The 21,267-nt window shown below is 57.0% G+C and carries 22 protein-coding genes and 1 other annotated feature; of the genes, 5 read left to right on the top strand and 17 right to left on the bottom strand.

The features are described 5' to 3' along the window. Nucleotides 1–19 precede the first annotated feature (19 nt). The 3 genes from H7B67_RS22665 to H7B67_RS22655 all read right to left on the bottom strand — a co-directional run bounded on the left by H7B67_RS22665 (nt 20) and on the right by H7B67_RS22655 (nt 2,164). A complete protein-coding gene (locus H7B67_RS22665; RefSeq protein WP_185122135.1) occupies nt 20–250 on the bottom strand; it encodes a hypothetical protein in 231 nt (76 codons plus the stop codon). Nucleotides 251–335: 85 nt separating this feature from the next. Then, a complete protein-coding gene (locus H7B67_RS22660; protein ID WP_185122134.1) occupies nt 336–938 on the bottom strand; it encodes a P-loop nucleotide/nucleoside kinase family protein in 603 nt (200 codons plus the stop codon). Beyond that, on the bottom strand, nt 935–2,164 hold the full coding sequence (locus H7B67_RS22655; RefSeq protein ID WP_185122133.1) for a D-alanyl-D-alanine carboxypeptidase family protein: 1,230 nt from the start codon (nt 2,162–2,164) through the stop codon (nt 935–937). Before H7B67_RS22655 ends, H7B67_RS22660 begins: the two co-directional genes overlap by 4 nt. Nucleotides 2,165–2,305: 141 nt before the next feature. Between H7B67_RS22655 and H7B67_RS22650 the strand changes: the two genes are divergently transcribed. Further along, nucleotides 2,306–2,569 carry a hypothetical protein gene (locus H7B67_RS22650; RefSeq protein ID WP_185122132.1) on the top strand — a complete coding sequence of 88 codons (264 nt, stop codon included), beginning with the start codon at nt 2,306–2,308 and terminating at the stop codon, nt 2,567–2,569. 96 nt (nt 2,570–2,665) lie between these two features. Beyond that, the gene (locus H7B67_RS22645; protein ID WP_185122131.1) at nt 2,666–2,968 is read left to right on the top strand and encodes a hypothetical protein; all 303 of its coding nucleotides are present in this window, start codon (nt 2,666–2,668) and stop codon (nt 2,966–2,968) included. Here H7B67_RS22645 and H7B67_RS22640 read toward each other — a convergent pair. Then, nucleotides 2,965–3,720: a polysaccharide deacetylase family protein gene (locus H7B67_RS22640; protein WP_342592427.1), complete on the bottom strand. Its 756-nt coding sequence runs from the start codon at nt 3,718–3,720 to the stop codon at nt 2,965–2,967. The two genes, H7B67_RS22645 and H7B67_RS22640, sit on opposite strands and share 4 nt — an antisense overlap. A gap of 69 nt (nt 3,721–3,789) precedes the next feature. Beyond that, nucleotides 3,790–5,079, bottom strand: coding sequence for an MFS transporter (locus H7B67_RS22635; RefSeq protein WP_185122318.1), 1,290 nt, complete (start codon nt 5,077–5,079; stop codon nt 3,790–3,792). 270 nt (nt 5,080–5,349) lie between these two features. Between H7B67_RS22635 and trhO the strand changes: the two genes are divergently transcribed. Further along, a complete protein-coding gene (gene trhO / locus H7B67_RS22630) occupies nt 5,350–6,255 on the top strand; it encodes an oxygen-dependent tRNA uridine(34) hydroxylase TrhO (RefSeq protein ID WP_185122129.1) in 906 nt (301 codons plus the stop codon). 100 nt (nt 6,256–6,355) lie between these two features. Here the strand turns inward: trhO and H7B67_RS22625 are convergent, their stop codons facing one another. From H7B67_RS22625 to H7B67_RS22595, 7 genes are all read right to left on the bottom strand, one after another. After that, a complete protein-coding gene (locus H7B67_RS22625; RefSeq protein ID WP_185122128.1) occupies nt 6,356–7,543 on the bottom strand; it encodes an aminotransferase class I/II-fold pyridoxal phosphate-dependent enzyme in 1,188 nt (395 codons plus the stop codon). Nucleotides 7,544–7,602: 59 nt separating this feature from the next. Continuing rightward, nucleotides 7,603–7,840: a binding site (T-box leader), on the bottom strand. A gap of 138 nt (nt 7,841–7,978) precedes the next feature. Next, a complete protein-coding gene (locus H7B67_RS22620) occupies nt 7,979–9,433 on the bottom strand; it encodes a 4-hydroxyphenylacetate 3-hydroxylase family protein (RefSeq protein ID WP_185122127.1) in 1,455 nt (484 codons plus the stop codon). A 131-nt stretch (nt 9,434–9,564) separates the two neighbouring features. After that, nucleotides 9,565–9,930, bottom strand: a complete 366-nt coding sequence (locus tag H7B67_RS22615; protein ID WP_185122126.1) for an ArsR/SmtB family transcription factor — start codon at nt 9,928–9,930, stop codon at nt 9,565–9,567. Between the two features lie 41 nt (nt 9,931–9,971). Next, entirely contained in the window at nt 9,972–10,550 is a 579-nt protein-coding gene (locus tag H7B67_RS22610) for a GNAT family N-acetyltransferase (protein ID WP_245363377.1), read from the bottom strand. Nucleotides 10,551–10,584: 34 nt separating this feature from the next. Further along, nucleotides 10,585–11,469, bottom strand: a complete 885-nt coding sequence (locus H7B67_RS22605; RefSeq protein ID WP_185122125.1) for a cation diffusion facilitator family transporter — start codon at nt 11,467–11,469, stop codon at nt 10,585–10,587. A 96-nt stretch (nt 11,470–11,565) separates the two neighbouring features. Further along, entirely contained in the window at nt 11,566–12,306 is a 741-nt protein-coding gene (locus H7B67_RS22600; protein ID WP_185122124.1) for a GTP pyrophosphokinase, read from the bottom strand. Between the two features lie 164 nt (nt 12,307–12,470). Then, entirely contained in the window at nt 12,471–14,420 is a 1,950-nt protein-coding gene (locus H7B67_RS22595; RefSeq protein ID WP_185122123.1) for an ATP-dependent DNA helicase, read from the bottom strand. A 234-nt stretch (nt 14,421–14,654) separates the two neighbouring features. Between H7B67_RS22595 and H7B67_RS22590 the strand changes: the two genes are divergently transcribed. Beyond that, a complete protein-coding gene (locus tag H7B67_RS22590; RefSeq protein WP_425353888.1) occupies nt 14,655–14,840 on the top strand; it encodes a hypothetical protein in 186 nt (61 codons plus the stop codon). Between the two features lie 514 nt (nt 14,841–15,354). On the opposite strand, the gene H7B67_RS22585 is transcribed toward H7B67_RS22590, so the two are convergent. The 3 genes from H7B67_RS22585 to fabF all read right to left on the bottom strand — a co-directional run bounded on the left by H7B67_RS22585 (nt 15,355) and on the right by fabF (nt 18,396). Then, the gene (locus H7B67_RS22585) at nt 15,355–16,215 is read right to left on the bottom strand and encodes a hypothetical protein (RefSeq protein ID WP_185122122.1); all 861 of its coding nucleotides are present in this window, start codon (nt 16,213–16,215) and stop codon (nt 15,355–15,357) included. Between the two features lie 150 nt (nt 16,216–16,365). Next, nucleotides 16,366–17,013, bottom strand: coding sequence for a hypothetical protein (locus tag H7B67_RS22580; protein ID WP_185122121.1), 648 nt, complete (start codon nt 17,011–17,013; stop codon nt 16,366–16,368). Between the two features lie 138 nt (nt 17,014–17,151). Next, nucleotides 17,152–18,396 carry a beta-ketoacyl-ACP synthase II gene (fabF, locus tag H7B67_RS22575; protein WP_185122120.1) on the bottom strand — a complete coding sequence of 415 codons (1,245 nt, stop codon included), beginning with the start codon at nt 18,394–18,396 and terminating at the stop codon, nt 17,152–17,154. A gap of 144 nt (nt 18,397–18,540) precedes the next feature. Here fabF and H7B67_RS22570 point away from each other — a divergent pair, with 144 nt between their 5' ends. Beyond that, nucleotides 18,541–19,392, top strand: coding sequence for a helix-turn-helix transcriptional regulator (locus H7B67_RS22570; protein ID WP_185122119.1), 852 nt, complete (start codon nt 18,541–18,543; stop codon nt 19,390–19,392). A gap of 146 nt (nt 19,393–19,538) precedes the next feature. Here H7B67_RS22570 and H7B67_RS30965 read toward each other — a convergent pair whose 3' ends face one another. Continuing rightward, the gene (locus H7B67_RS30965) at nt 19,539–20,351 is read right to left on the bottom strand and encodes an ABC transporter permease subunit (RefSeq protein ID WP_185122118.1); all 813 of its coding nucleotides are present in this window, start codon (nt 20,349–20,351) and stop codon (nt 19,539–19,541) included. Between the two features lie 28 nt (nt 20,352–20,379). Continuing rightward, complete coding sequence (locus tag H7B67_RS22560) at nt 20,380–21,267, bottom strand: carbohydrate ABC transporter permease (protein ID WP_209649168.1); 888 nt, start codon at nt 21,265–21,267, stop codon at nt 20,380–20,382.

Here is a 21,267-nt window from a genome sequence, read left to right as displayed (position 1 = left end):
AGGAAGCTTCCCGTTCCGCCTATCGGGACATGACCGGCTTGGGGGATTCGACCGCCTTGATCTCCGCCGTAGCCTCATCCAGTCTGGATACCGGAGCTGCCGAGCATCTCTTGCACACTTTGACCGACTTGCCGTCCGATGCCGTCCTGGTGTAGAGAAGCTTGATTCGAGTCGCCTTGCAAACCGGACACGTTCCCCGCCCATGCGAGGGCAAATTCCAGATCGCTCTTCCACGCTTCGACTTCGCCACGTACTCACCTTCTTATTCGATAGGATGAGTCCATTGTAGCGTTTGTTCGGTGTCACTTGCTGTCGCAATAGAGAGGCGTTCCTATTTAATCTTTCGACTCCTTTACCCATCCGGACAGCCGGGCAAGCTTCTCCTCGCTCAGCTCCTCCTCGTTGTTGAAGTACAGGATGGAGCCCTCCGGCAGCTTCCACTTAACCTCCCGGACCGCAAGAGAGCGGCTGAAGCGCTCCCAGTTACGCAGCTTCCATTCGTCGGATGCCAGCTGGCGTTGCTCGATCCGCCGGCGGTAAAGCTCTAGATCGTTCAAAAACACATAAATCGCTTTGACTCGCGCTTCCTTCCGACGTTCCCGCAACCGGCCAAGCTCCTCTTCCAGCCATTCGTCGCTTTCCGTCTCGCGCGTAAACGGCCCGACGACGATCGCGTCGATGCCCAGCTCGATATTGTCCAGCGCCGCGTTCATCGTCATCCGGTAGCCCAGATCGCGGCATAGCTTCTTGTATTCGTCGGAGTCCCGATCCTCCGGATCAAGCCCCGCGAGCGCCATGATTCTCTCCGAAGCGGGGCGAGCGAACGTATCCATATCGAGAAAAGCCGCCTTGTTCCGCTTGGCCAGCTCTCTCGCGACCGTCGTCTTCCCCGCTCCGGCCGAGCCCGCCACGAAGATCAATTGTCCAAGTTCGGTCATTCGAATCGATCCCTTCGATATCCGCCGCGGTTCCGGCGAATGATCCTACGTTTGCGAATCCATGCGCCGGTCAGCAGAAGACCGATAGACGCGGCGACCAGTCCGGAAATCCCGCTGCCCTTCTCCGCGCTCTCTTCCCGGCTTATTTTCTCGATGGCCGTCTTCGGTTCTTCCGGCACCATCTTGTCTACCCGGCTGGATACGGTCAAGCTCCCGGCGACTTGCTCTCCGTAAGGAGTATCGACGACTACTTCTCCTTCGGAGTTTACGGCGGAGACGGGATCCGTACCGTTCGGAACGAGCGCATGGATCGCTTCGTCGGCCTTCCATTCCACGGTCGCGTTCTCGTCCTCGCTGACGTACGTCTCGCCCGCTTGGAAAAGCGTCTTCATATAGTAACCGTCGAAGCCGTAATCCAGCAGCGCGGCCGTATCCGCGTAGGCTTGCTTGCTTCCGGGGGCTTTCAGCACGACGACGATCAGATCGATTCCGGCTCTGGTCGCCGAAGTCACCAGCGTATTGCCAGCTGCGGTGGTATAGCCGTTCTTGACGCCGGTAGCGCCTTCATAATCCCAGAGCATTCGGTTATGATTGATAAGTTCGGTTTCCCATTCTTCGCCGATCCATGGCATCGTCTTCGTGGAAACGATCGTACGGAAGATCTCGTTCTGCATGGCGTAACGAGTGATGGCAGCCATATCCTCCGCCGTCGTCATCATCTCGGGATCGGGCAGGCCGGACGGATTCGTGAAGCGGGTATTCTCGACTCCGATTATTTCTTCCACGAACCGATTCATCCGCTCGGCGAACGCTTCCTTGCTGCCGTCGATATGCTCGGCGATGGCGGTTGCGGCATCGTTGCCGGAATTGATAAGCATCCCGTAAACGAGCTTCTCCAGCGTCACTTGCTCGCCTTCCGCGAGATAAACCCGCGTCCCTTCCTCATTCCGGGCTTCCTTAGATACGGTAACGATGTCATTGAGATTGGCTTCCTCTATCGCGATTATCGCGGTAACGATCTTCGTAATGCTGGCCGGGTACATCTGCAGCTCGGGGTTCTTGCCGTACAGGACGACGCCGGAATCGGCATCGATCAGGACGGCAGCCTCCGAATCGAGCTGCGGAGCTTCTACAGGCGTCGTTCCTTCGGCGAAGCCGACCGGGGCTTGGAGAAGAGAAATCCCGATTCCGATTAGCAGCAGGGGGATGATTCCGCGACTTGCCATTGTTCACCGCCTAAATGGGAATTGATCCGGTTGGTTTCTAATGAACCTATTTCGTATTATAGTATAAAATAGGCTACTTCGAACTAGGGATTCGATCAAAATAATCTCAGAATAATCTCAGAAAGCGCAGGAATCGACACGATGAACGAATTTATGAAGCGTTGGCAAACCCGAAGAGAGCTAGGCAAGCAGAAATACGTCCTTCGGTACGGTTTTTTCGCGATCGGCGTCACGGCTACCGTCCTCTTCTCGATCTCGGACATTTACTTTAACGGAGAGATTTCGTTTACCTATCTGCTCGGCAGATTAGTCATGTTCCCTTCGATCGGAGCGCTTATTGCCGGCATGGTATGGGAGAGAAATGAGAAAAAGTTCGCTAAGCTGTCCTCGGATAGCGCGAGATGACGGCGGAAGAAGCCGCCTCGCCCGGGTCGGATGACCGCTTGCGCAGACGGCTTCTGGGGATTGCTATCTTGGTATTAACGGAAGGATGGTACGGAAGTGGCATTCGGCATTACGAGAGCGGAGCTGTCCGAATGGAAGAGGCAGGTCTCTCGCGGAGAAATCGCTTATTTGACTCACTATTGGCTCGACCCCCGGTTCCCCGGCGTCAACACCGTGACCAAGGTCGGCTGCTCGGATCGGGAGCGGCTCGCGGATTGGTGCGTTAGCAACGGCCTAAATCCCAGGTATATCCACGACCGCGACAATTACCCGCATTTCGATTTAATCGGGTCCAAGCAGCGGGAGATCCTCCTTCGGGAAGGCTTAGAGGAGCAGCTAACGCGCTTCCGCCTTCTCTAATGAGGTTTATCCAGCTTGACCGGATTGGACTTTCCGTGCTTCATCAGCTCGGATACCGTCACCATTCGGTATCCCCGGCGTTTCAGCTCGGGCAGGATCTGCTCCAGCGCCTGAACCGTCTGCGTGGAACCCGCCACATGGTCATGCAGAAGCACGATGTCCCCGTTGCGGGCATTGTTCAGCACTTTGCGGACGATATGCCCGACGCCCGGGGAAACCCAATCCCTCGTGTCCTGATGCCAGGACCATAGAATGACCGTGTACCCTCTCTCCTTCGCCATGCGGATCACCGTCTCGTTGTAGAACCCTCCGGGAGGCCGGAACCAACGGGGCTTCTGCCCGGAGATTTCCGCCAGCTTTTCCCCCGTCCGATCCATCTCGTCGGCGATATCCTGCAGGCGATTTCGGCCGTTAAAGTACAGATGGTTATACGTATGGTTCGCGATCTCATGGCCTTCCGACACTTCTCTTCGCACGATCTCGGGGAACCGCTCCGCTCGTCTGCCGATTACGAAGAACGTCGCTTTCGCATCGTATTCGGCAAGAAGGTCGAGAATACGGTCCGTCGTCTTGGGATCCGGACCGTCGTCGAAGGTGAGCGCGATCAGCTTCTCGTCCATCGGGACTTCCCACACGATTTCTCCGCGGGATTCGTAATGCTTGCGGGAATTCGAATACGGATATTCGGTGAAGCTGCTCGCCATGAGCAGCACTGCCAAAGCGATTGCGGTAAGGCATAACCATCTCTTCACGTTCGTTCCCCCTTCGTTCATGCTCGTTAGTATGAGAAGCGAACGTTCGATTTATGTTCCGTTGGCGCTTTAGCGACCTGTCGCATGGACTTTGTTCCGGCTTCGCTCTCTGTCTTCCTCCCACCTGCGATCGGGCTCCGTCCCTTTGGTCTCCTCTCCCCAGATCCATACCGCCAGGGCTCCGATGATAATGGCCGCGAAGAACACGGAGAAAATAATGCTGATCGACACGTTTCTCGCCACCAGCTCCCCGACCAGATACGGGCCGATCACTCCGCCTACCCGTCCGAAGGAAGCGGCCAGCCCTACTCCGGTGGAGCGAGTCGCAGTCGGATAGTTCTCCGGCGTATAGGCATACATCGCGCCCCATGCCCCCAAATTAAAGAACGAGAGGCATATCCCCATCGCGAGCAGCGCCCCTTCCGTCTTGGAGAGGCCGAAGCCCAGCGCGCTGACCGCCGTCAGAAGTAAATAGCTCACGAGCACGAACTTGCGTCCGAACTTCTCGATGAGGTAAGCCGCCGTGAAGTACCCGGGCAGCTGCGCTAGCGTGATGATCAGCACGTACTCGAAGCTTTTGACCAGATCGAACCCCATTCTCCCCATGACCGTCGGCAGCCATAGGAAAATCCCGTAATACGAGAACACCACCGTAAACCACAGCACCCAGAGGGTGAGCGTCGTTCTGCGGTGCTCCCGCGCCCAAACCGACTTGATTCTCTCTCGAAAAGAAGGCTTGGGCCCTTGTTGGGCGGCAAACCGAGGAGAGTCGCTGATCGACCGTCTTAGGTACAGAGCGTATAAGGCTGGCAACGCTCCGATCAAGAAGGCGATTCTCCAGCCGTATTCGGGAATTAGGAAAAAGGAGATAAGCGCGGACAGGATCCACCCGATCGCCCAGAAGCTTTCCAGCAGCACGACGTACCTTCCCCTGTCCGCCGCCGGAACGGATTCGGACACGAGCGTCGAAGCGACCGGAAGCTCTCCGCCCAAGCCGAACCCCGCGACGAACCGGAGGATGCACAGCACCGCGAAGCTCGCAGCAACGGCGGACAAGCCGCTCGCGATGGAGAAAATAAGCAGCGTCCACAGCAGCACCGATTTGCGGCCGTAACGATCCGCCAGCGAACCGGCGACGGCGGCGCCCGCCGCCATGCCGATCGAATTGATCGCCGTGATCCAGCCTACTTCCCGAGCGGTCAGGTTCCAATCGACGACCAGAGCGGCTACGATGAAGCTCACCATTCCTACGTCCATTGCGTCGAACAGCCAGCTTAAACCGGCGCTGAACAACAGCTTGCGTTTTTTGCGCCCGGTAAGTGGAGTCCGTCCGTCGGGCGAATCGTTTGAGCTCGTCATTGTCGTCATGGGCTATCTCATCCTCTCGCTCTTTGAGCTAGCGCTGTTGGTGCTAATATTTGCAAGGGACGCGGAAGTTATGAACGACATTCGATACATTCATGTTGACAAAGTAGAAGCGTATCCTTTATTCTATATAGTGTTCTTTTTACGAATCGGTTTACGTTTCGACCCCATAAATGGCTCATAGGCGGTAGAGAGGGCATGCCTTTCTGCCGCTTCGTTTATTTTCGATAGATCACATTTTCGATATAGAAAGGATCATATGCGATGATCAATCAACCCCAATATCGAGTGCTGCTTTATTATAAGTACGTCAACATTCCGGACGCGGAGGCGTTCGCGAACGAGCATCGCGCCTACTGCCATGCTCTGGGTCTCAAGGGACGCATTCTCGTCGCGGAGGAAGGCATCAACGGAACGGTATCCGGTACGTACGAGCAAACCGAGCAATACATGCGGGATTTGAAGGCCAATCCTCTCTTCTCCGACATCGTCTTCAAGATCGACGATTCTGACGGCCACGCCTTCAAGAAAATGTTCGTTCGCCTCAAGCCGGAGCTCGTTACCTTGCGGTACGAGAAGCCTCTCGACCCGAACGTCGTCAGCGGCAAACGCTTGTCCCCGAAGGAATTCCATGAATACCTGCAGCGCGACGATGTCGTCATTCTGGACGGCCGCAACGATTACGAATGGGATCTCGGCCACTTCCGCGGAGCGATCCGTCCGAGCGTCGAGTCGTTTAAGGAGTTCCCCGAGTGGGTGCGCAAGAACATGGGCGAACACAAGAACAAGAAGGTGCTCACCTATTGCACGGGCGGCATCCGCTGCGAGAAGCTGACCGGCGTCCTGATGAGCGAGGGCTTCGAGGACGTCTACCAACTGGAAGGCGGAATCGTCACCTACGGCAAGGACGAAGAGGTCAAAGGCCGCCTGTTCGACGGCAAATGCTACGTCTTCGACGAACGGATCTCGGTTCCGATCAACCATACGGACGAGGACGTCGTCGTCGGCCGCTGCCACCACTGCGGGGAGCCGGCGGACACGTACATCAACTGCGCGGACGACACGTGCCATCTTCAGCACATCGTCTGCCCGGATTGCCTGGAGTCGAAGCACGGCTACTGCTCCTCCGAATGCGAAGAGCACGATCGCGAGCTGGCTGCGTCTCGTTAATACTCTCTAGTTAAACGCCTTCGGGCATGCTGAAACCGCATGTCCGGAGGCGTTTTGTTGTGCATGCGCTCTCGAGTGGGACGGAGCTTTCATGATCCTTTTAACGAAAACTCCTAAGCCATTTATCCATTCTCTCCAACGCCTCGTTCAATTGGGTCGGCGAAGCCGCGTACGTGCAGCGAATGTGCCCTTCCCCGCCGGCGCCGAACACGTCCCCGGGAACGGTAACGACATTCGCTTCGTTCAGCAGCCGCTCGGCGAACTGGACGGACGTCAGTCCCGTGCTCGCGATCGAGGGGAACGCGTAGAAAGCGCCGCGAGGCTCCAGGCAAGGAAGCCCGATTTGGCGAAGCCCCTCCACGAACAGCTTCCTGCGCCGATCGTAGGATTCGATCATCCGCTCCTTCTCTTCCCTGCCGTTCTTCAACGATTCGATCGCCGCGATCTGCCCGAGGATCGGAGCGCACATGACGGTGTATTGATGGATCTTCAGCATCGCGCCGATGAGCTCCCGGTGGCCGCATACGTACCCGACCCGCCAGCCCGTCATCGCGAACGCCTTCGAGAAGCCGCTGACGAGCAGCGTCCGGTCCTTCATTCCGGGAAGCGAGGCGAAGCTGGTCGGCTTCCCCTCGTAAGTAAGCTCCGCATAGATCTCGTCTGCGATGACGATCAGATCGTTCTCCTCTACGAATCTCGAGATCGGAAGCCATTCCTCATAGGTCATCGTCGCGCCGGTCGGATTGTTCGGGTAGCAGAGAATAAGCACTTTCGTCCGAGGCGTCAGCTTGGCTTTTAACGCCTCGACGGTCAGCTTAAAGCCGTCTTTCGCCTCGGTCTCGACGGGAACGGTCACCCCCATGCCCAGAGACGTAATCGGCGAATAGGAGATGTAGCAAGGAACGGGAATCAGAATCTCGTCCCCGGGACAGATCAACGTTCGCAGCGCGAGATCGATCGCCTCGCTGCTTCCGACGGTAACGAGAATCTCTTGTTCCGGCGAATAGCCGACTCCGAACTCTTCGCTCAAATATTCCGCGATCGCCTCTCTCAGCTCCGGCATGCCGGCATTCGAGGTATAGGACGTCCTCCCTTGCTCCAACGCGCGGATGCAAGCCTCCCGGACCGACGCCGGAGTAGCGAAGTCCGGTTCTCCTACGCCGAGAGAGATGACCTCCTTTCTCCCTTCGAGCAGATCAAAGAACTTGCGGATCCCCGACGGAGGAATGTCGCGGACGATCGGATTCATCCGCTCCCGGATCGTCGGATAAGTAAGCTGTTTAGCCATTCGAATTTGCCCCCTTAATCGCTTATGAACCTTAAGAAAAAACAAAAAACCCGTCCCCAAAAAGGGACGAGTCTGCACCCGTGTTACCACCCTAGTTCCGCCCGTTCAAAGGACGGCACTCTCTCGCGTATCCATCAATACGCGTTCCCGTTAACGCTGGAATTGCGTCGGAGCCTACTCGATTCAGCCCGCTTCTCGGAGATGGCTTTCGGTTATCATCCGAACGTCGGCTCTCACCTCGCCCGACTCTCTGGAGGAACAGATGGATAACGTACTCTTTCTCGTCATTGAATTTATCGTTCGTGTATGAAATTAACGCTATTATAGGCACGTTCGCCGTTCGGATGCAAGCACAATTTCGAATTCGACGGCATCCCGTCATTCGGCCGTCATTATTTAATGTATTTAATTAATGCCAATAATTATCGCCATTAATTATTCCCTCTTCAGAAACTCGGCAACCCGTTTCATGTGCTTTTTCCGCAGGGAATAATGTTCGACGAGCCGGCCCGCGACCCTTGTCGAATCCCCGAAGAAGAACCGTTCGTAAAGCGTCTGGCGACCCCCGAACGAGCTGGCGCCGATCTCCCAGGCTAGACGCATAAGCGCGGTTTTGTTCTTCGCGTCCGCGCCGCTCGTTCTCAAGTAAGTCTCCAGCTCAGGCCCGTTCGCCGAGGCGAAATCCTTCTCTCCCGGCAGCATGATCAGCCCGCCGGCTCCGACGAGCTGCAGGATATCGATCATTCGGGGATAAAGCCGAGGATAGAGGAAGTTCGCGGCGTACAGGATGTCCGGGTTCGGAAGCATCGAGCCGAAGCGGTCCTTCTTGGCCGTCGCTTCGGAAGCGATGAGCATCGATTTGAGCGTTTCGACGATCGAGATGACTTCCGCGGATTTCTCCGTCACGTGCGAATAGGCGGATAACCCCATCGTATCGATCAAGCTCTCGAGCACCCCGCTGATGAACTCCGACTTGGCGGTCACCCGGCATAGGATCTGATGAGAAGCATGCGTGTGGAACCGGCTTTCTTGCATCCAGAGGTTCACCATGAACGGATCCCCGCACAGGAAGACCCGATCGGCAGGCACTTGGACATGGTCGAAAATAACGAGAGTATCCATCTCATCCAACGCGGAGCTAAGAGGGTGATCGTAGGCCGAATTCATCGTCGCCCAGTTCTCTCTGCAGACGAACTTCATTCCTTCGAGATTGTTCGGCACGGCGAAGACGAACGCGTATGGATTCTCCGTCGTGGACACGTGAGGTAGCGGTACCGGAAAGACGATAATCTCTTCCGCCGTCACCCCTTGAGTCGTCATGTAGAAAGCTCCGCTGACGACGATGCCTTCCGCGTTCCGTTCGACGACATGCGCGGCCGCGGGGAGCTCCAGAGATTGGAGGAACGAGGAGATGCGCGCCGAAGGAGGCTGAATGAACGCGTGGGACAAGGTGATATCCTGTTCCCTGCAGTATTTCAAGTAGCTTTTCACATTGTCCGCATACTCCGGGTAGTCCTTCTCGAACAATCGGGCCGACGCGCCGAAAGCCATCATCGCGGTGTTCATGTAATCGGGAGATCGGCCCAGGAAGCCATGATGCTTCTCGGCCCAAAGCTGCATCATCCCCCTTCTCCTCGCCAGGTCCCGTTTCGTTCTCGGCTGCAGATAGGACAAGCCGATCGGCTCACCCGTCTCCGGGCAGGAATAAGTAAGCTTGCTCCGGTATTCCTCATGTACCTGCATATCGTAGAGCGACGCTTGCGTTCTCATCAGGCCATGAAAAGCGGGATGCTCGGACAGTCTCCCCGACAGTCGCTCGCCTTGCAGCCAAACCTCGGGATTCGCCTGGTCAATGCGAGCCAAATACTTCTCTCCCGTCTTGATCCCCATAATCCCGTCCACCCCATTCGCCCGTTCATTCTTCTCATTGTATGAACGGAACGAGGCCAAGGAATCTCCTCCCGACAAAAAAACCGGAGCCGATCCCTAGAGACGATAAGTCTCCCAGGATAGCCCCGATTTTATTTGTGCTTCAGATGCTGCAGCGTCACGTGGAAGATCTGCTCGATGTGCGAATCGTCCAGCGAATAATAGACCGTTTTGCCGACCTTGCGTCTCTTGACCATTCGCACGTTGCGAAGGTAGCGAAGCTGATGCGAGACGGCCGACTGCCCCATCTCCAGCAGTTCCGCGAGATCGTGAACGCACAGCTCCCTCTCAAGAAGCGCGCCGATGAGCTTTACTCTCGTCGGATCGCTAAGAGCCTTGAACCATTCCGCCATCTCGATGACGGAAGATTCGTCGAGCAGCTGCTCCCGCACCGCGCCCAGATCCGGCTGCGTCCCGACGCAGGCGTCTTCGCACTCCTCCAGGATCGACGGTTCCATGTCAGATGCCCCTTTCGCGTTGAACACTAGGATTGACGTCATTATAGCAAATCCGGCCGCGAAGGGGGAAGCCGAAGCTCGTACTTGCAGAATTCGCTTCCGGCCGCGTCCGAGATGCCGCAATGCGCGAAGCCCAAACGGGAATAAAAATCGTTCAGGGTCGGATTATCCGCTATGCAGTCCAGCCTCACCCGATCTTGACCCTCGAAGCGAATGCCGTTCTTCACCCATTCCATGATATCGCGCCCAAGCCGCTTGCCCCGGAAGAGCCTGGAGACGGCGAGCCGGTGAACGTATACCGCTCCCTCATGGCCCTCCTCCCCCCACAGCTCCCGGTCCCAGTCGCTCGGCTGCCGAAGCAGCATGACCATTCCCGCGAGATGCCCTTCCTCCTCGAATACGAACACATCGCCTCTTCGAACGGCATCCGAAGTGCGATGGGAATCGTTCCCTTCGAGCAGTCCGCTCCATTGCGCGGAACCCGTGCTGCGAAGCCAAGTCGCCGTCTGAACGAGCAGCTCCATGACCGCTTCGGCATCCTCCGGCAACGCTTGTCTGGCGGTCGTTTCGTCGTTCGCCTTATTCGATAGCAATTCATAATCGGTCATGATGAATGTCATCGGGGCCCCATCCAACCGCACGGTCTGCTCAACGCTAATTGGACTGAGCCCCTTCCTCCTCCGGTTCGATATGAATGAACACATGCGCCACGTCGTGCTCTGCGTTCATTCGCTTCTCGATTTCTTCCGTAATGTCGTGGCTTTCGGCCACGTTCATGCTGGACGCCACCTCGACCGTCACGTCGAGAAGAACGTTGTTGCCGTGAATTCGGGCTTTCAGGTCCTTTACGCCCCCGACGCCGGGCGTATTCTCGATCGTGCTGCGGAACTCCTTCAGCGTCCGGTCGTCGAAGCCGTCCGTCAGCGCATGCGTCGCGTCGCGGAAAATATCGACGGCCGTCTTGCAGATAAGGACGCCGACCGCGAACGCGGCGACCGGGTCCAGCCAGGCCAGCCCTAGCTTGGCGCCGATGATGCCGACGAAGGCGCCGAGGCTGACGAGCGCGTCGGAACGATTGTCCTGGGCCGTCGCCATTATCGCGTTGCTGCCTATCCTCTTCGCCAATCGCAAATTATAGCCGTAGACGACGAACATGACGATCGAACAGAACAACGCGGTCCAAGCGGTCAGGTATTCCGGCTCATCGTACGTGCCCGCGGCGAAATTCGTCACCGCTTGATAGAGGACTTGAAGTCCCACGACGATCATGATAAACGAAGCGATTAGAGCGGCCACCGTCTCCGCGCGGAAATGGCCGTACCGGTGATCGCGGTCCGGCGGCTTCCTGGAGATGCGCAGCCCGATCAACACCGCCGCGGAAGCGACGATGTCGGTGGAATTGTTCAGGCCGTCCGCGCTTAGCGCTTCGGAATGGTAGGCGTATCCGATAATGATTTTCAAGCAGGCAAGAACGATATAGACGCCGATGCTGAGCATGGCTCCTCTTTCGCCCTGTTTGATTTTCTCGTAAGCTTCCAAAAGTCTGCTCCTCCGGGCGTTGGAACGATTGAACGATGCGCGAATAGATAAACAGTGTTGCCGCTTATCAGCGGTTCTATCCGCCCGGAATCGGCTTTATTCGCTGCCGGAGAACAGCCTCAGCAGCTCCGGAGAGATTTGAAGCGGAGCCGCTTGCCCTAGAAGCTGACCTAGCTTCAGCTCCAGCTCGTCTTCCCTCTCCGACTTGATCTGGCTGATCTCGTCCTGCAGCCTCTCCATCTTCTTATCCAGATAGAACGCGGCTTCGGCGGCTTCCTTCAGCTCTTCCGTCAAGCGGCTCGGAACCGTCTCCTCGTACTTGTAATAGATCTTGTGCTCCAGGCTCGCCCAGAAATCCATCGCGATCGTGCGGATCTGAATCTCGACGCACACCTGCTCCTCCCGGTCCGACATGAATACCGGGACCCCGACGAGCAGATGGAGACTGCGGTATCCGTTGCCTTTCGGCCGTTCGATGTAATCCTTCTCCTCGATCAGGGTCAGATCGCTCTGCGACAGGAGCATGTCCCGAATGCGGTAAATGTCCGAGATGAACGAACACGTAATGCGAAGCCCTGCGATGTCCTTGATGTTCCGGCGGATCTCCGGCAGGCTGAACATGCAGTTTTTGCGTCGGATTTTGTTCAGGATGCTCTCCGGGGACTTCAGTCTCGACTTCGTATGTTCGATCGGATTGTAATCGTGCAGCAGCTGGAATTCCTCCTGAAGGATCTCTACCTTCGTCTCCAGCTCGGCGAGTGCGAATTTGTATAGCATCATGAAGCGAGTGATTTCGTCTCTGAATTGCTTAAGCTGCGCTACCGGGAATGTATTCATCCAATCTCTCCGTTCGTTGCTGTTTAACGGGCTCTAAGCTCCCATGCCAATCCCTTATATTGTATTGGAATCGGAAGCCAAGAACAAATCGGCACGAACGGCGGGTCGAGACTATCATGTTCCTGCGCCGTCCCAACCATAACGCGTTGTACGCTTCCCTGATCCTACTGCTCAAGCCGAAGCTCAACCCCGGCCGGAAGAAGCTCCTGCACCACCGATCGCAGCTCCTCGGATTCCGTAAGCCTTTCATCCAGAAGCGCGACGATTCCGCGGTCCTCGCGGGTGCGGATGAGGCGTCCGACGCCTTGGCGCAGTCTCAGCTGCATGTAAGGCAGGTCCACTTCGGCGTACGGGTTGCCGGAGGCGTTCCTTCGGGCTTCGAATACCGGATCGTTCGGAGGCCAAGGCAGCGTCCAGACGATCACGTTCGACAGGGAAGGCCCCGGGATGTCCAATCCCTCCCATAGGGTAACGGCCGCCAGCACGCTTCGTTCGTCATTCTGGAAGCTGGAGATGAGGTCGCTGATCTCCCTCTCTCCTTCGAAGTAGAACGGATAGTCGACGTAACGCCTAGCTTCCTCGCCGGCCCTCTTGAACCGTCCCAGCTCTTCCTTCGACGGGAAGAGCAGCAGCGCCCTTCCGTCGGTGCGGCGGATAAGCTCCATCGCCTTGCGGGTTTTCTCGTCGAGCGACGGCTTGCCCGCCCACCGGACGGCAAGGGCCTCCATCTTTTCTTCGTACTCGTAAGGGGAATCGACGCGGAACGACAGGTACTTGTCGATGCCCAGGCTGTCCGCCACGTAGTCGAAGGAACCCCCTGCCGACAGCGTCGCGGACGAGAAGACGACGGGCATTCTCTGCGAGAATACTCTCTCGCGAAGAACCTCCTTCACCGCTCTCGGCATGATAACCAGCGTGAGCCCTTCCGCGCTGTCCTGCGCCCAGCAGATCGGCGGCTCGCTTCGCGCGAAGAGGACGAGAGCCCGCTGCATCATCTCCAGATGCTCTTCGACGATCTTGAGATGATAGTCGTTCAGCGTGTACAGCTCGCTCTCGAAGACGAGCTCTTCTTCCACCCGGTCCAGCGCCTTGCGGAACAGCCCGATCTCCTTAAGCAGAGCGTCGTCGACCGGGATTCGGAGGCGATCCGAGCCGGCGATCTCAACGCTCGTCTTCTCCAGCAGATGGAATAGGGCGTCGCTTCGCTGCAGCGCGTCCTCGATGCTCAGAGCGAGCGATTCGCGCACTTCGCCTTCGAGCATCCGAGTGATCAACGCTTCGAAGACGGAATGCTTCAAGCGGTACGTGAGCGCTTTCTGCGCCGCGGCTTCCAGAAGATGACCCTCGTCGAATACGACCGCGCTATGCTCCGGAAGAAGCGGCAGCTGGCCTTCCCGCTTGCGGCTCTCGTAGGTCCATACGTGCTCCATATAGAAGTCGTGCGAGCAGACGATCAGGTCGGCGGAACCGCGATAATGGTCGCGCGACAGCGTCTGTCCGCAGCGATGGCGACGGTCGCAGACGAAGCAATCCTGGAACGGGTCCCAATTGATCCGCTCCCATTGCTCATCGTTCAGATGAGGGAATTGCTTGCGGTCCCCGTACGCGTGGAAGGATTGCATCGCGGCGCTTCGGTAGACGAAGCCCGGCAGCTCCGCGGCGACGCTCTCGAACAGCTCGGCCTCCGCGTCCTTCTCCCTGGCCTGGTCCAGCTTCACCAGGCAGAGGTACTTGTCCGGCGACTTGCCCAGTCTCGCGTCGATCGCCAGATCCAAGTGCTTCGCCAGCTTGGCCAGATCCCCCTCCGGTTTCGCGAGCTGTTCGATGAGAGATTCGTCGGCGCAGGCGATGATGACCGGTTTCCCGGTGTAACGGGCGTAGCAGATCGAGTAAAGCAGGTAGACGAGGGTTTTGCCGGTGCCTACCCCCGCTTCGGCGAAGATGGTCGCCTTGTCCGCGAACGCTCTCTCCAGCTGATAAGCCATGTAGATCTGCTCGTCGCGAACCTCGAATCCGGCTTCCGGCAAAATGTCGTAAAAAACGTCGGCTACCCATTCCCCCACCTGCTGAAGGAACGGCTTCGACTTCTCGTATTCAAAAGGATATCGATTCAATGTGTTCATGCCTCCGTACGTTAGATGCCTGAGCCATTATCCGACGTTAATCGATCCGAGTCAAGCTTCTACCGGGAAGAAAGTGTCGGGACGATTGACCGGATGGCGGGCGGCTCGCATACAATAACCCAGATAATCTCACAGGAGGGATTGCCCGCCATGCTAACGCCGTTCGCGAATCAGGGCCAGCAACAGCAGCCGTCCGGCAGCGCAGTGACCGTGCAACAGAAAGCGATGTATTTCATGGGCAGGCCCGTCGGGGTGTCCCTCCGGAACGGCCAAGGCGCCTCCGGAATTCTTTGCAACGTCAACAACGGCCAGCTTTACCTGCTGCAGTATTTGTATCAGACGCAATTCGCTACCTTCCATTATCCATTATCGGAAGTGTCCGACGTGATCCCTTATCCGGCTTGCGGATAATCTCGTTGCCAGACTTTCATCCGTCTCCCGTCCTTTCGTCGGCCGAGACGGATCTTTTTTATGAAATCTTGTAAAATGAGGATATATCGGCGCTAAGGAGGTCTTGTGCGGATCATGCGAATGCGAATGCGAATTTCTCTTACGGGAGTGGCCGCTTCCGCAAGCAGCCTGGCCCTGTGCGTTATTTTTCTGTTCTGGAATCCGTACGCCGAACTGAAAGCCAGCCCTAGCACGGTTCTCATCGTCTCGCTTATGCTGATTGGTTCCGCGATCCTCGGTCTCTTGAGCTCGTGGCTCCGCAATCGCCTACTGATGTTTATCTCGTTCGCATGGTCGCTTCCGTACGGACTTTACCTTGCCATAGCTTCTGTTCCGAGCGTTTTTAACCTCTTCGCTCTAGTTCTGATTCTATATTTTATTTCCGCTCTTACTATGGATATAAATAAGAGCCGCTCGCCCGAGTCGTGCTGACCATTGCGAACGGCCCTTTTTATACGAGGTTCCGCTATTGCGGTTATGGAATTCGAAGCACGAAGGGAACGGTCATGAGTTCCCCGCCCCGTTGGAACTGCCCCCATATTTTGTACATGCCGCTCTTGGGAAAAGTCGCCGAGAACACCGCCTGAGGACCGGCCGTCTTCTCGTTCATCGGATGGACGTGAAGGTACGTCCCCGCTCCTTCGCCGATCGCGATCACATGGCCGACGGCCCCCAAGTACGGCTCCAGATCGCGAACGGGATTGCCCGATTTCTTGTCCCGGAACGTGTACGTTAAGGTCGTAGGCATTCCGGCCATCAAATGTCCCGCACTCAGCGTAATCTCGACCCCGTTCATAGATTCCGACAGCGAACGGCTTGGCGACAGCTCCGCCGCCGTCTCTTCTGCCCCTCCGTCCACTTCGACCTCCGCGGTTCGGATCAGCTCGCGATGGCCAGCGGGCATGAAATCCGCATACAGCTTATACTTCCCGCCCGTCGGAAACGAGAGGGCGATCCGAAAGACTCCCTCTCCCTCGTATTCGGGGTGCAAGTGCCGGAATTGCTCCAAATCCTCGCTTACCGCGATCAGATGCATAAGCTTCTCGTGATTGGCTTGAAGATCGTCGATCGGCTTCCCGCTTCGATCCTTTAATCGAATGACAAGCTCGGCAGGGCGTTCCGCGCTCGGCGTTCCTTCGGTCCAAGTCCAGGAAGCGAGCATCCCTTTCTCTTCCTCCGTCTCCAAACTCGCGGACGGATGCGCATGTACGCCGGATCCCGGCATCGGATCGAATCCGGCCACGCTCGCTGCGCCAAGATCGTCCCCGCTTCCAAAATTCGCGAGCAAGGCGGCTCCCGAGAACAGGAGCGTTGCCGCTGCGTTAAGCCATTTCATTCGGTCGATTTCCCCTTTCGAGCTTTTTTACTTATCGATAAAGCTCTAGTATATCCAGGTATCTCCAGGGTAAACCGAAGATGAAGGTTCGCCGTACGCAAAACGACGGTACCCGGAAGCATCCGGATACCGTCATTGCTCTGTTCCTTATTACGCTTGAGGCTGTTCGCTTTCGGCTTTCTCCTGCTCCTCCAGAATCCGGTAGAGGCCGTCGATGATCAGGTCGGACGGATCGCGATTCATCAGGAAGTGGGCAAGCAGCAGATGAAGAGGCATCGCGACGACGTTGTTGCCGTCCTTGTACCTCGGGAAGCCGGCTTCCAGCACCGGACCGTGCTCCGGGTGAATGTCCAGTCCGGAATAAATCTCGTCCGGATCGAACTCTTCCTTGATCGCGCCGAAGCAACCGGGCAGAATCTTGCCGTCCATCAAAGCTTTGGCTTCGTCTTCGTTCTGCGGAGGACGGGGCAGCAGGACGCTTTCCGGAGACTTCATGAGATCCACGAAGAAAGAGGACATCCATAACGCCGGGTTCGGGCGCGTCTGGAAGGTGGTCAACAGCTCGCGCAGGAAAAATCCGCAAACGTAAGCGTTCCCATTCTCCTTCGTAACGCGGAACGTGAACATCGGACCGTACACGTTGTGCTGAGTCGCCTGGCCGTCGACCTTGCAATCTTCGAATTGGGACTGCAGGGCCACGATTCCGTTATGATGAAGGGCGTTCACGAGCTCCTTCAATTGTTCTTTGGCTTTCTCCGCTTCTTCTTGTTCTTTCACATTGTCTTGGCTTGTCGTCATGAATAGCACCTTCCTTAGCCCTATCATACCATTGGATGGGCTAAGGAGGAAGAGAAAGGGACGCGGATCGGCAAAATTCCAGCATCCACCTGCGGAATGGATTCCCCTACAGCCCCTTCCTCCGCCGCCGAACGTCTCTTAGTTATCCGAATCCATTTTGCTCAGCACGATAACCGCGTTATGCCCGCCGAAGCCGAACGAGTTAGACATCCCGATCCGAAGCTTCGCTTCCCTCGCGACATTCGGCACATAGTCCAGATCGCATTCGGGATCGGGGTTCTCGAGGTTGATCGTCGGAGGGATCACGCCGTCCTGCAGGCTCTTCGCCAGAGCGATCGCTTCAACGCCTCCCGAAGCTCCGAGCAGATGGCCGAGCATCGATTTGTTCGCCGTAACCGGGACCCGGCCGGATCGCTCCCCGAACAGCCGCTTGATGGCCAGCGTCTCCGAACGGTCCCCGAGCTGCGTGCTCGTGGCATGCGCGCTGATGACGTCGACGTCCTTCGCCTCGATTCCCGCTTCGGCCAGCGCGGATCGCATCGCCAGATAGGCGCCGTAGCCTTCCGGATGGGTCGCCACCATATGATAGGCGTCGGAGCTGGCGCCGTAACCGATCACCTCCGCATAAATGCGGGCTCCGCGCTTGCGGGCGTGGGTCAGCGACTCCAGGATCAAGATTCCCGCGCCTTCGGCCATCACGAAGCCGTCGCGGTTAGCGTCGAAGGGACGGCTCGCCTTCGCCGGCTCTTCGTTGCGAGTCGACAACGAAGTCGCGTTGCCGAAGCTCGCCAGCGAGATCGGCGTAATCGCCGCTTCGGCCCCGCCCGCGAACGCGATGTCGGATATCCCGAGACGGATGAGACGGAACGCCTCGCCGATCGACGTATTGCCGATCGAACAGGCCGTGACGGGCGACATGGACGGACCCATCGCCCCGAACCGAATGCTGATCGAAGCCGCGGCCATATTCGAGATCATCATCGGGACGAGCAGCGGGCTGACCCGATCCGGCCCGCGCTCTCTAAGCACGGTCTCCTGCTCGTGCAGGGTGCGGATGCCTCCCGTTCCGGAACCGACGTAGACGGCCAGCCTCTCGAGATCCGTCTTCTCCGCTTCCAGCCCGGAGTCGTCCCAGGCCATCTGCGCCGCGGCAAGCGCGAATTGGGTGAACCGATCCATTCTTCTCGCTTCTCGCTTCCCGAATAAGCCTTCGGCGTCGAAGTCGCGAACGGTGCCTGCGATTCTCGTCTTGAATTCGCTCGCGTCGAAATCCTCTATCTCCCGAATGCCCGATTCCCCCGCGACCATTCGCTTCCACATGGAATCCGCATCGTTGCCCAGCGGGGATATCGCTCCCAATCCCGTAATGACGACTCGTTCCATCGTTTAGTACCTCCTCTTAATAGCTGACTATGAATATAGCATGGCATAGAGGATATCCTATTACAAGTTGTCATTTATCCTAGTATAATTAACACCAGGCAACACTTTGGGTGAACCCCGTAACCGTTAAAGGAGACAACAACGATGAATCGATCCGCCCGATTACAGGCTTTGTCCGCCTTTCTCCAAACGCAACGCGCCAAGCTAAAGCCCTCGGACGTGGGGCTGCCCGAAGGAGGGCGCCGACGCACTCCGGGCCTTCGCCGGGAAGAAGTGGCACAGCTCGCCGGCGTGAGCGCGACCTGGTATACGTGGCTGGAGCAAGGCCGGGATATTCAAGTATCCGCGGCCGTTCTCGAATCCATCGCGGGCGCGCTGAAGCTTACGAACGACGAACGCAAGTATTTGCATTCGCTGGCGATGGAGTCCGGAGGCTTCGCGGCCCCTCGGCCGTTGGAACCTACGCGCATCGATGCTTCCCTGCGCCATATCCTGAAGGAGCTCTCCTCCTGCCCCGCGATCGTCTCGGACCGGCACTTCCAGATCGTCGGCTGGAATGAAGCGGCTTCGCATATTTTCCTGGATTTCGAGCTCCTTCCGCCCGAGAAGCGCAACCTGATCCGGCTTCTGTTCGAGCGCCGGGAATTCCGGAGGCTTGCGGTCAACTGGGAGCGATTCGTCAGCGACTTCCTCTCGATCTTCCGTTCGTATTACGGCGAATACGTGGACGACGAATGGTACGGGCGGTTTCTCGACGAGATGCGCGAGCTCGACCCCGACTTCAACCGGCTGTGGGAAGAGAGCAAGGTGAGCTCGGCGCCCGAGATGGTCATCGAGTTCCGGCACGCCAAGGCCGGCAAGATGCAATTCCATCTCACCTCGCTTACCGTGCATGGCAGCTCGGATCTGCGGTGCAGCGTCTATACTCCCGATTCCAACACCCGTACCGAGGAGAAGCTGAGCAAATTAATGGCGCAATCCCAAATCCGGTCCTGATCGCGTAAAAAAAGCCGTCCCTAAGTCAATTGGATGACTTATGGGACAGCCTCGTGTTCGTTGCAAACCCGCCGGTTTACTCTTCTTAAGGTCGAAATATCATACATATCCGGCCAAATACGCCTAATCGCCCTTCGTGCCCGGTTTCACTTGATGCCGCTCATCTTGATGCCCTCCACCAAATAGCGCTGCGCGATGAAGAATAAGACGAAAGTCGGGATCGCGGCGATAACCGCGGCGGCCAGCACGATATTCCACGGCGTAAAGTAACCCCCGCCCGCGAGGTGCGCCAGCTCTTGCTGAACGACCCACAGCTTCTCGTCCTGCGTAATAATGAGAGGCCATAAATAGGAATTCCAATTGGCAAGGAAAAATCCGATTGTCAGCGGAACGATAATAGGCACGGACAAAGGAAACGCGATTCGAAAGAACGTGCCGGCCAAGCTGAGCCCCTCCATGTAAGCCGCTTCCTCCAGCTCCTTCGGAAAATCGCGGTAAAACTGCCGGAACAGGAAAATGCCGTAAGCATTGAATATGGAGGGCACGATCAGCCCCCAATAGGAATTGGCCATCCCCAACTCCTTCGTTATGAGATACAAAGGAAGCAGGATGATCGAGAACGGTACCATCATCGTGCTGAGCATCCAGGCGAAGACGAACCTCCGGCCGGGAAACCTCAGACGGGCTAACGCATAACCGGACATGGCATGGAAAACCATGGCGACGACGGTAACCGTGACGGAGACGAACAGCGAATTCGCGATGGAGCGGGGAAGCCCCGAGTCCGACCATGCCTCCGCGAAGTTGGAGAAGCGGAATTCGACCGGCAGCAGCTGGAAGGCGAACACCGTCGTCTCCGAGCGCATAGAGCTAATTATCATCATGTATATCGGAAAAATCATGCCGAAGCCGAGCGCGAGCGCGACGGCCGGCATAACGATTCGGTTGGATACTTTCACGGTTTCACCCCACAGGCCGAAGCTTCTCTCAGTTCCGGTTGGAGAACAGCTTCAATTGGACTAACGATAATCCGAATATGATCAGGAACAGCACGAAGGCGAGCGACGCGGCATAGCCCATGTTAAGCAATTCGAATCCTTGCTTGAATATATACAATACGCTCACTTCCATCGCGTTGGCGGGTCCGCCTTTGGTCATCACGAGAATCTGATCGAGAGCCTGGAAGGATCCGATCGTCGTCACGATCAAGATGAAGGTGCTCGTTTCTCGGAGCAGGGGCAAGGTGATAAAGCGGAACGATTTCCACCCGGTCGCCCCGTCCATCCCCGCCGCCTCGTAATAATCCCGGGGAATCTCCTTGATGGCGGACAGGAAGATGATCATGTTATATCCGATATTGATCCATAGAATAACCCCGATGATGCTTAGCATCGCTTGCGAAGTAGAGCCTAGGAATGGCTGCGGGCCGATTCCTATCAGGCCTAGCAAACGGTTGATTACCCCGTTCCGCGGGTCCAACATGAACATGCCGATAACCGCCGAGGTGACGGAGGTGACGGCGAACGGAAGCAGGAACAGCGTGCGGGCGACTCCTTTCGTCCTTCCCCGCAGCGCGTTCATGAGCAAGGCCGAGAGCAAAGACAAAACGAACAGTAACGGAACGTAGATGACGCTGAACGTGAGCGTGATCCGGATCGAACTCCACCACTGGTCGTCATGAAGAAGCTTTCGATAATTATCGAGTCCCGAGAACGCCTTCGGGTTAAGCGCGTTCCAATCGTGGAGACTGACATATAACGCGTAAACGATCGGTACGAACACGAACACGAACAAACCGATCAGATTGGGAAGCAAAAATCCGTATGCCGTAACCCATTCATTCCTCGTTCTCGCGCTGATTCGTTTCGGAGTCAA

The sequence above is a fragment of the Cohnella thailandensis genome (assembly GCF_014212135.1).
GTDB lineage: Bacteria > Bacillota > Bacilli > Paenibacillales > Paenibacillaceae > Cohnella > Cohnella thailandensis.
The sequence above is the reverse complement of the archived record's forward strand: the minus strand, read 5'-3'. Positions and strand labels throughout refer to the sequence as shown.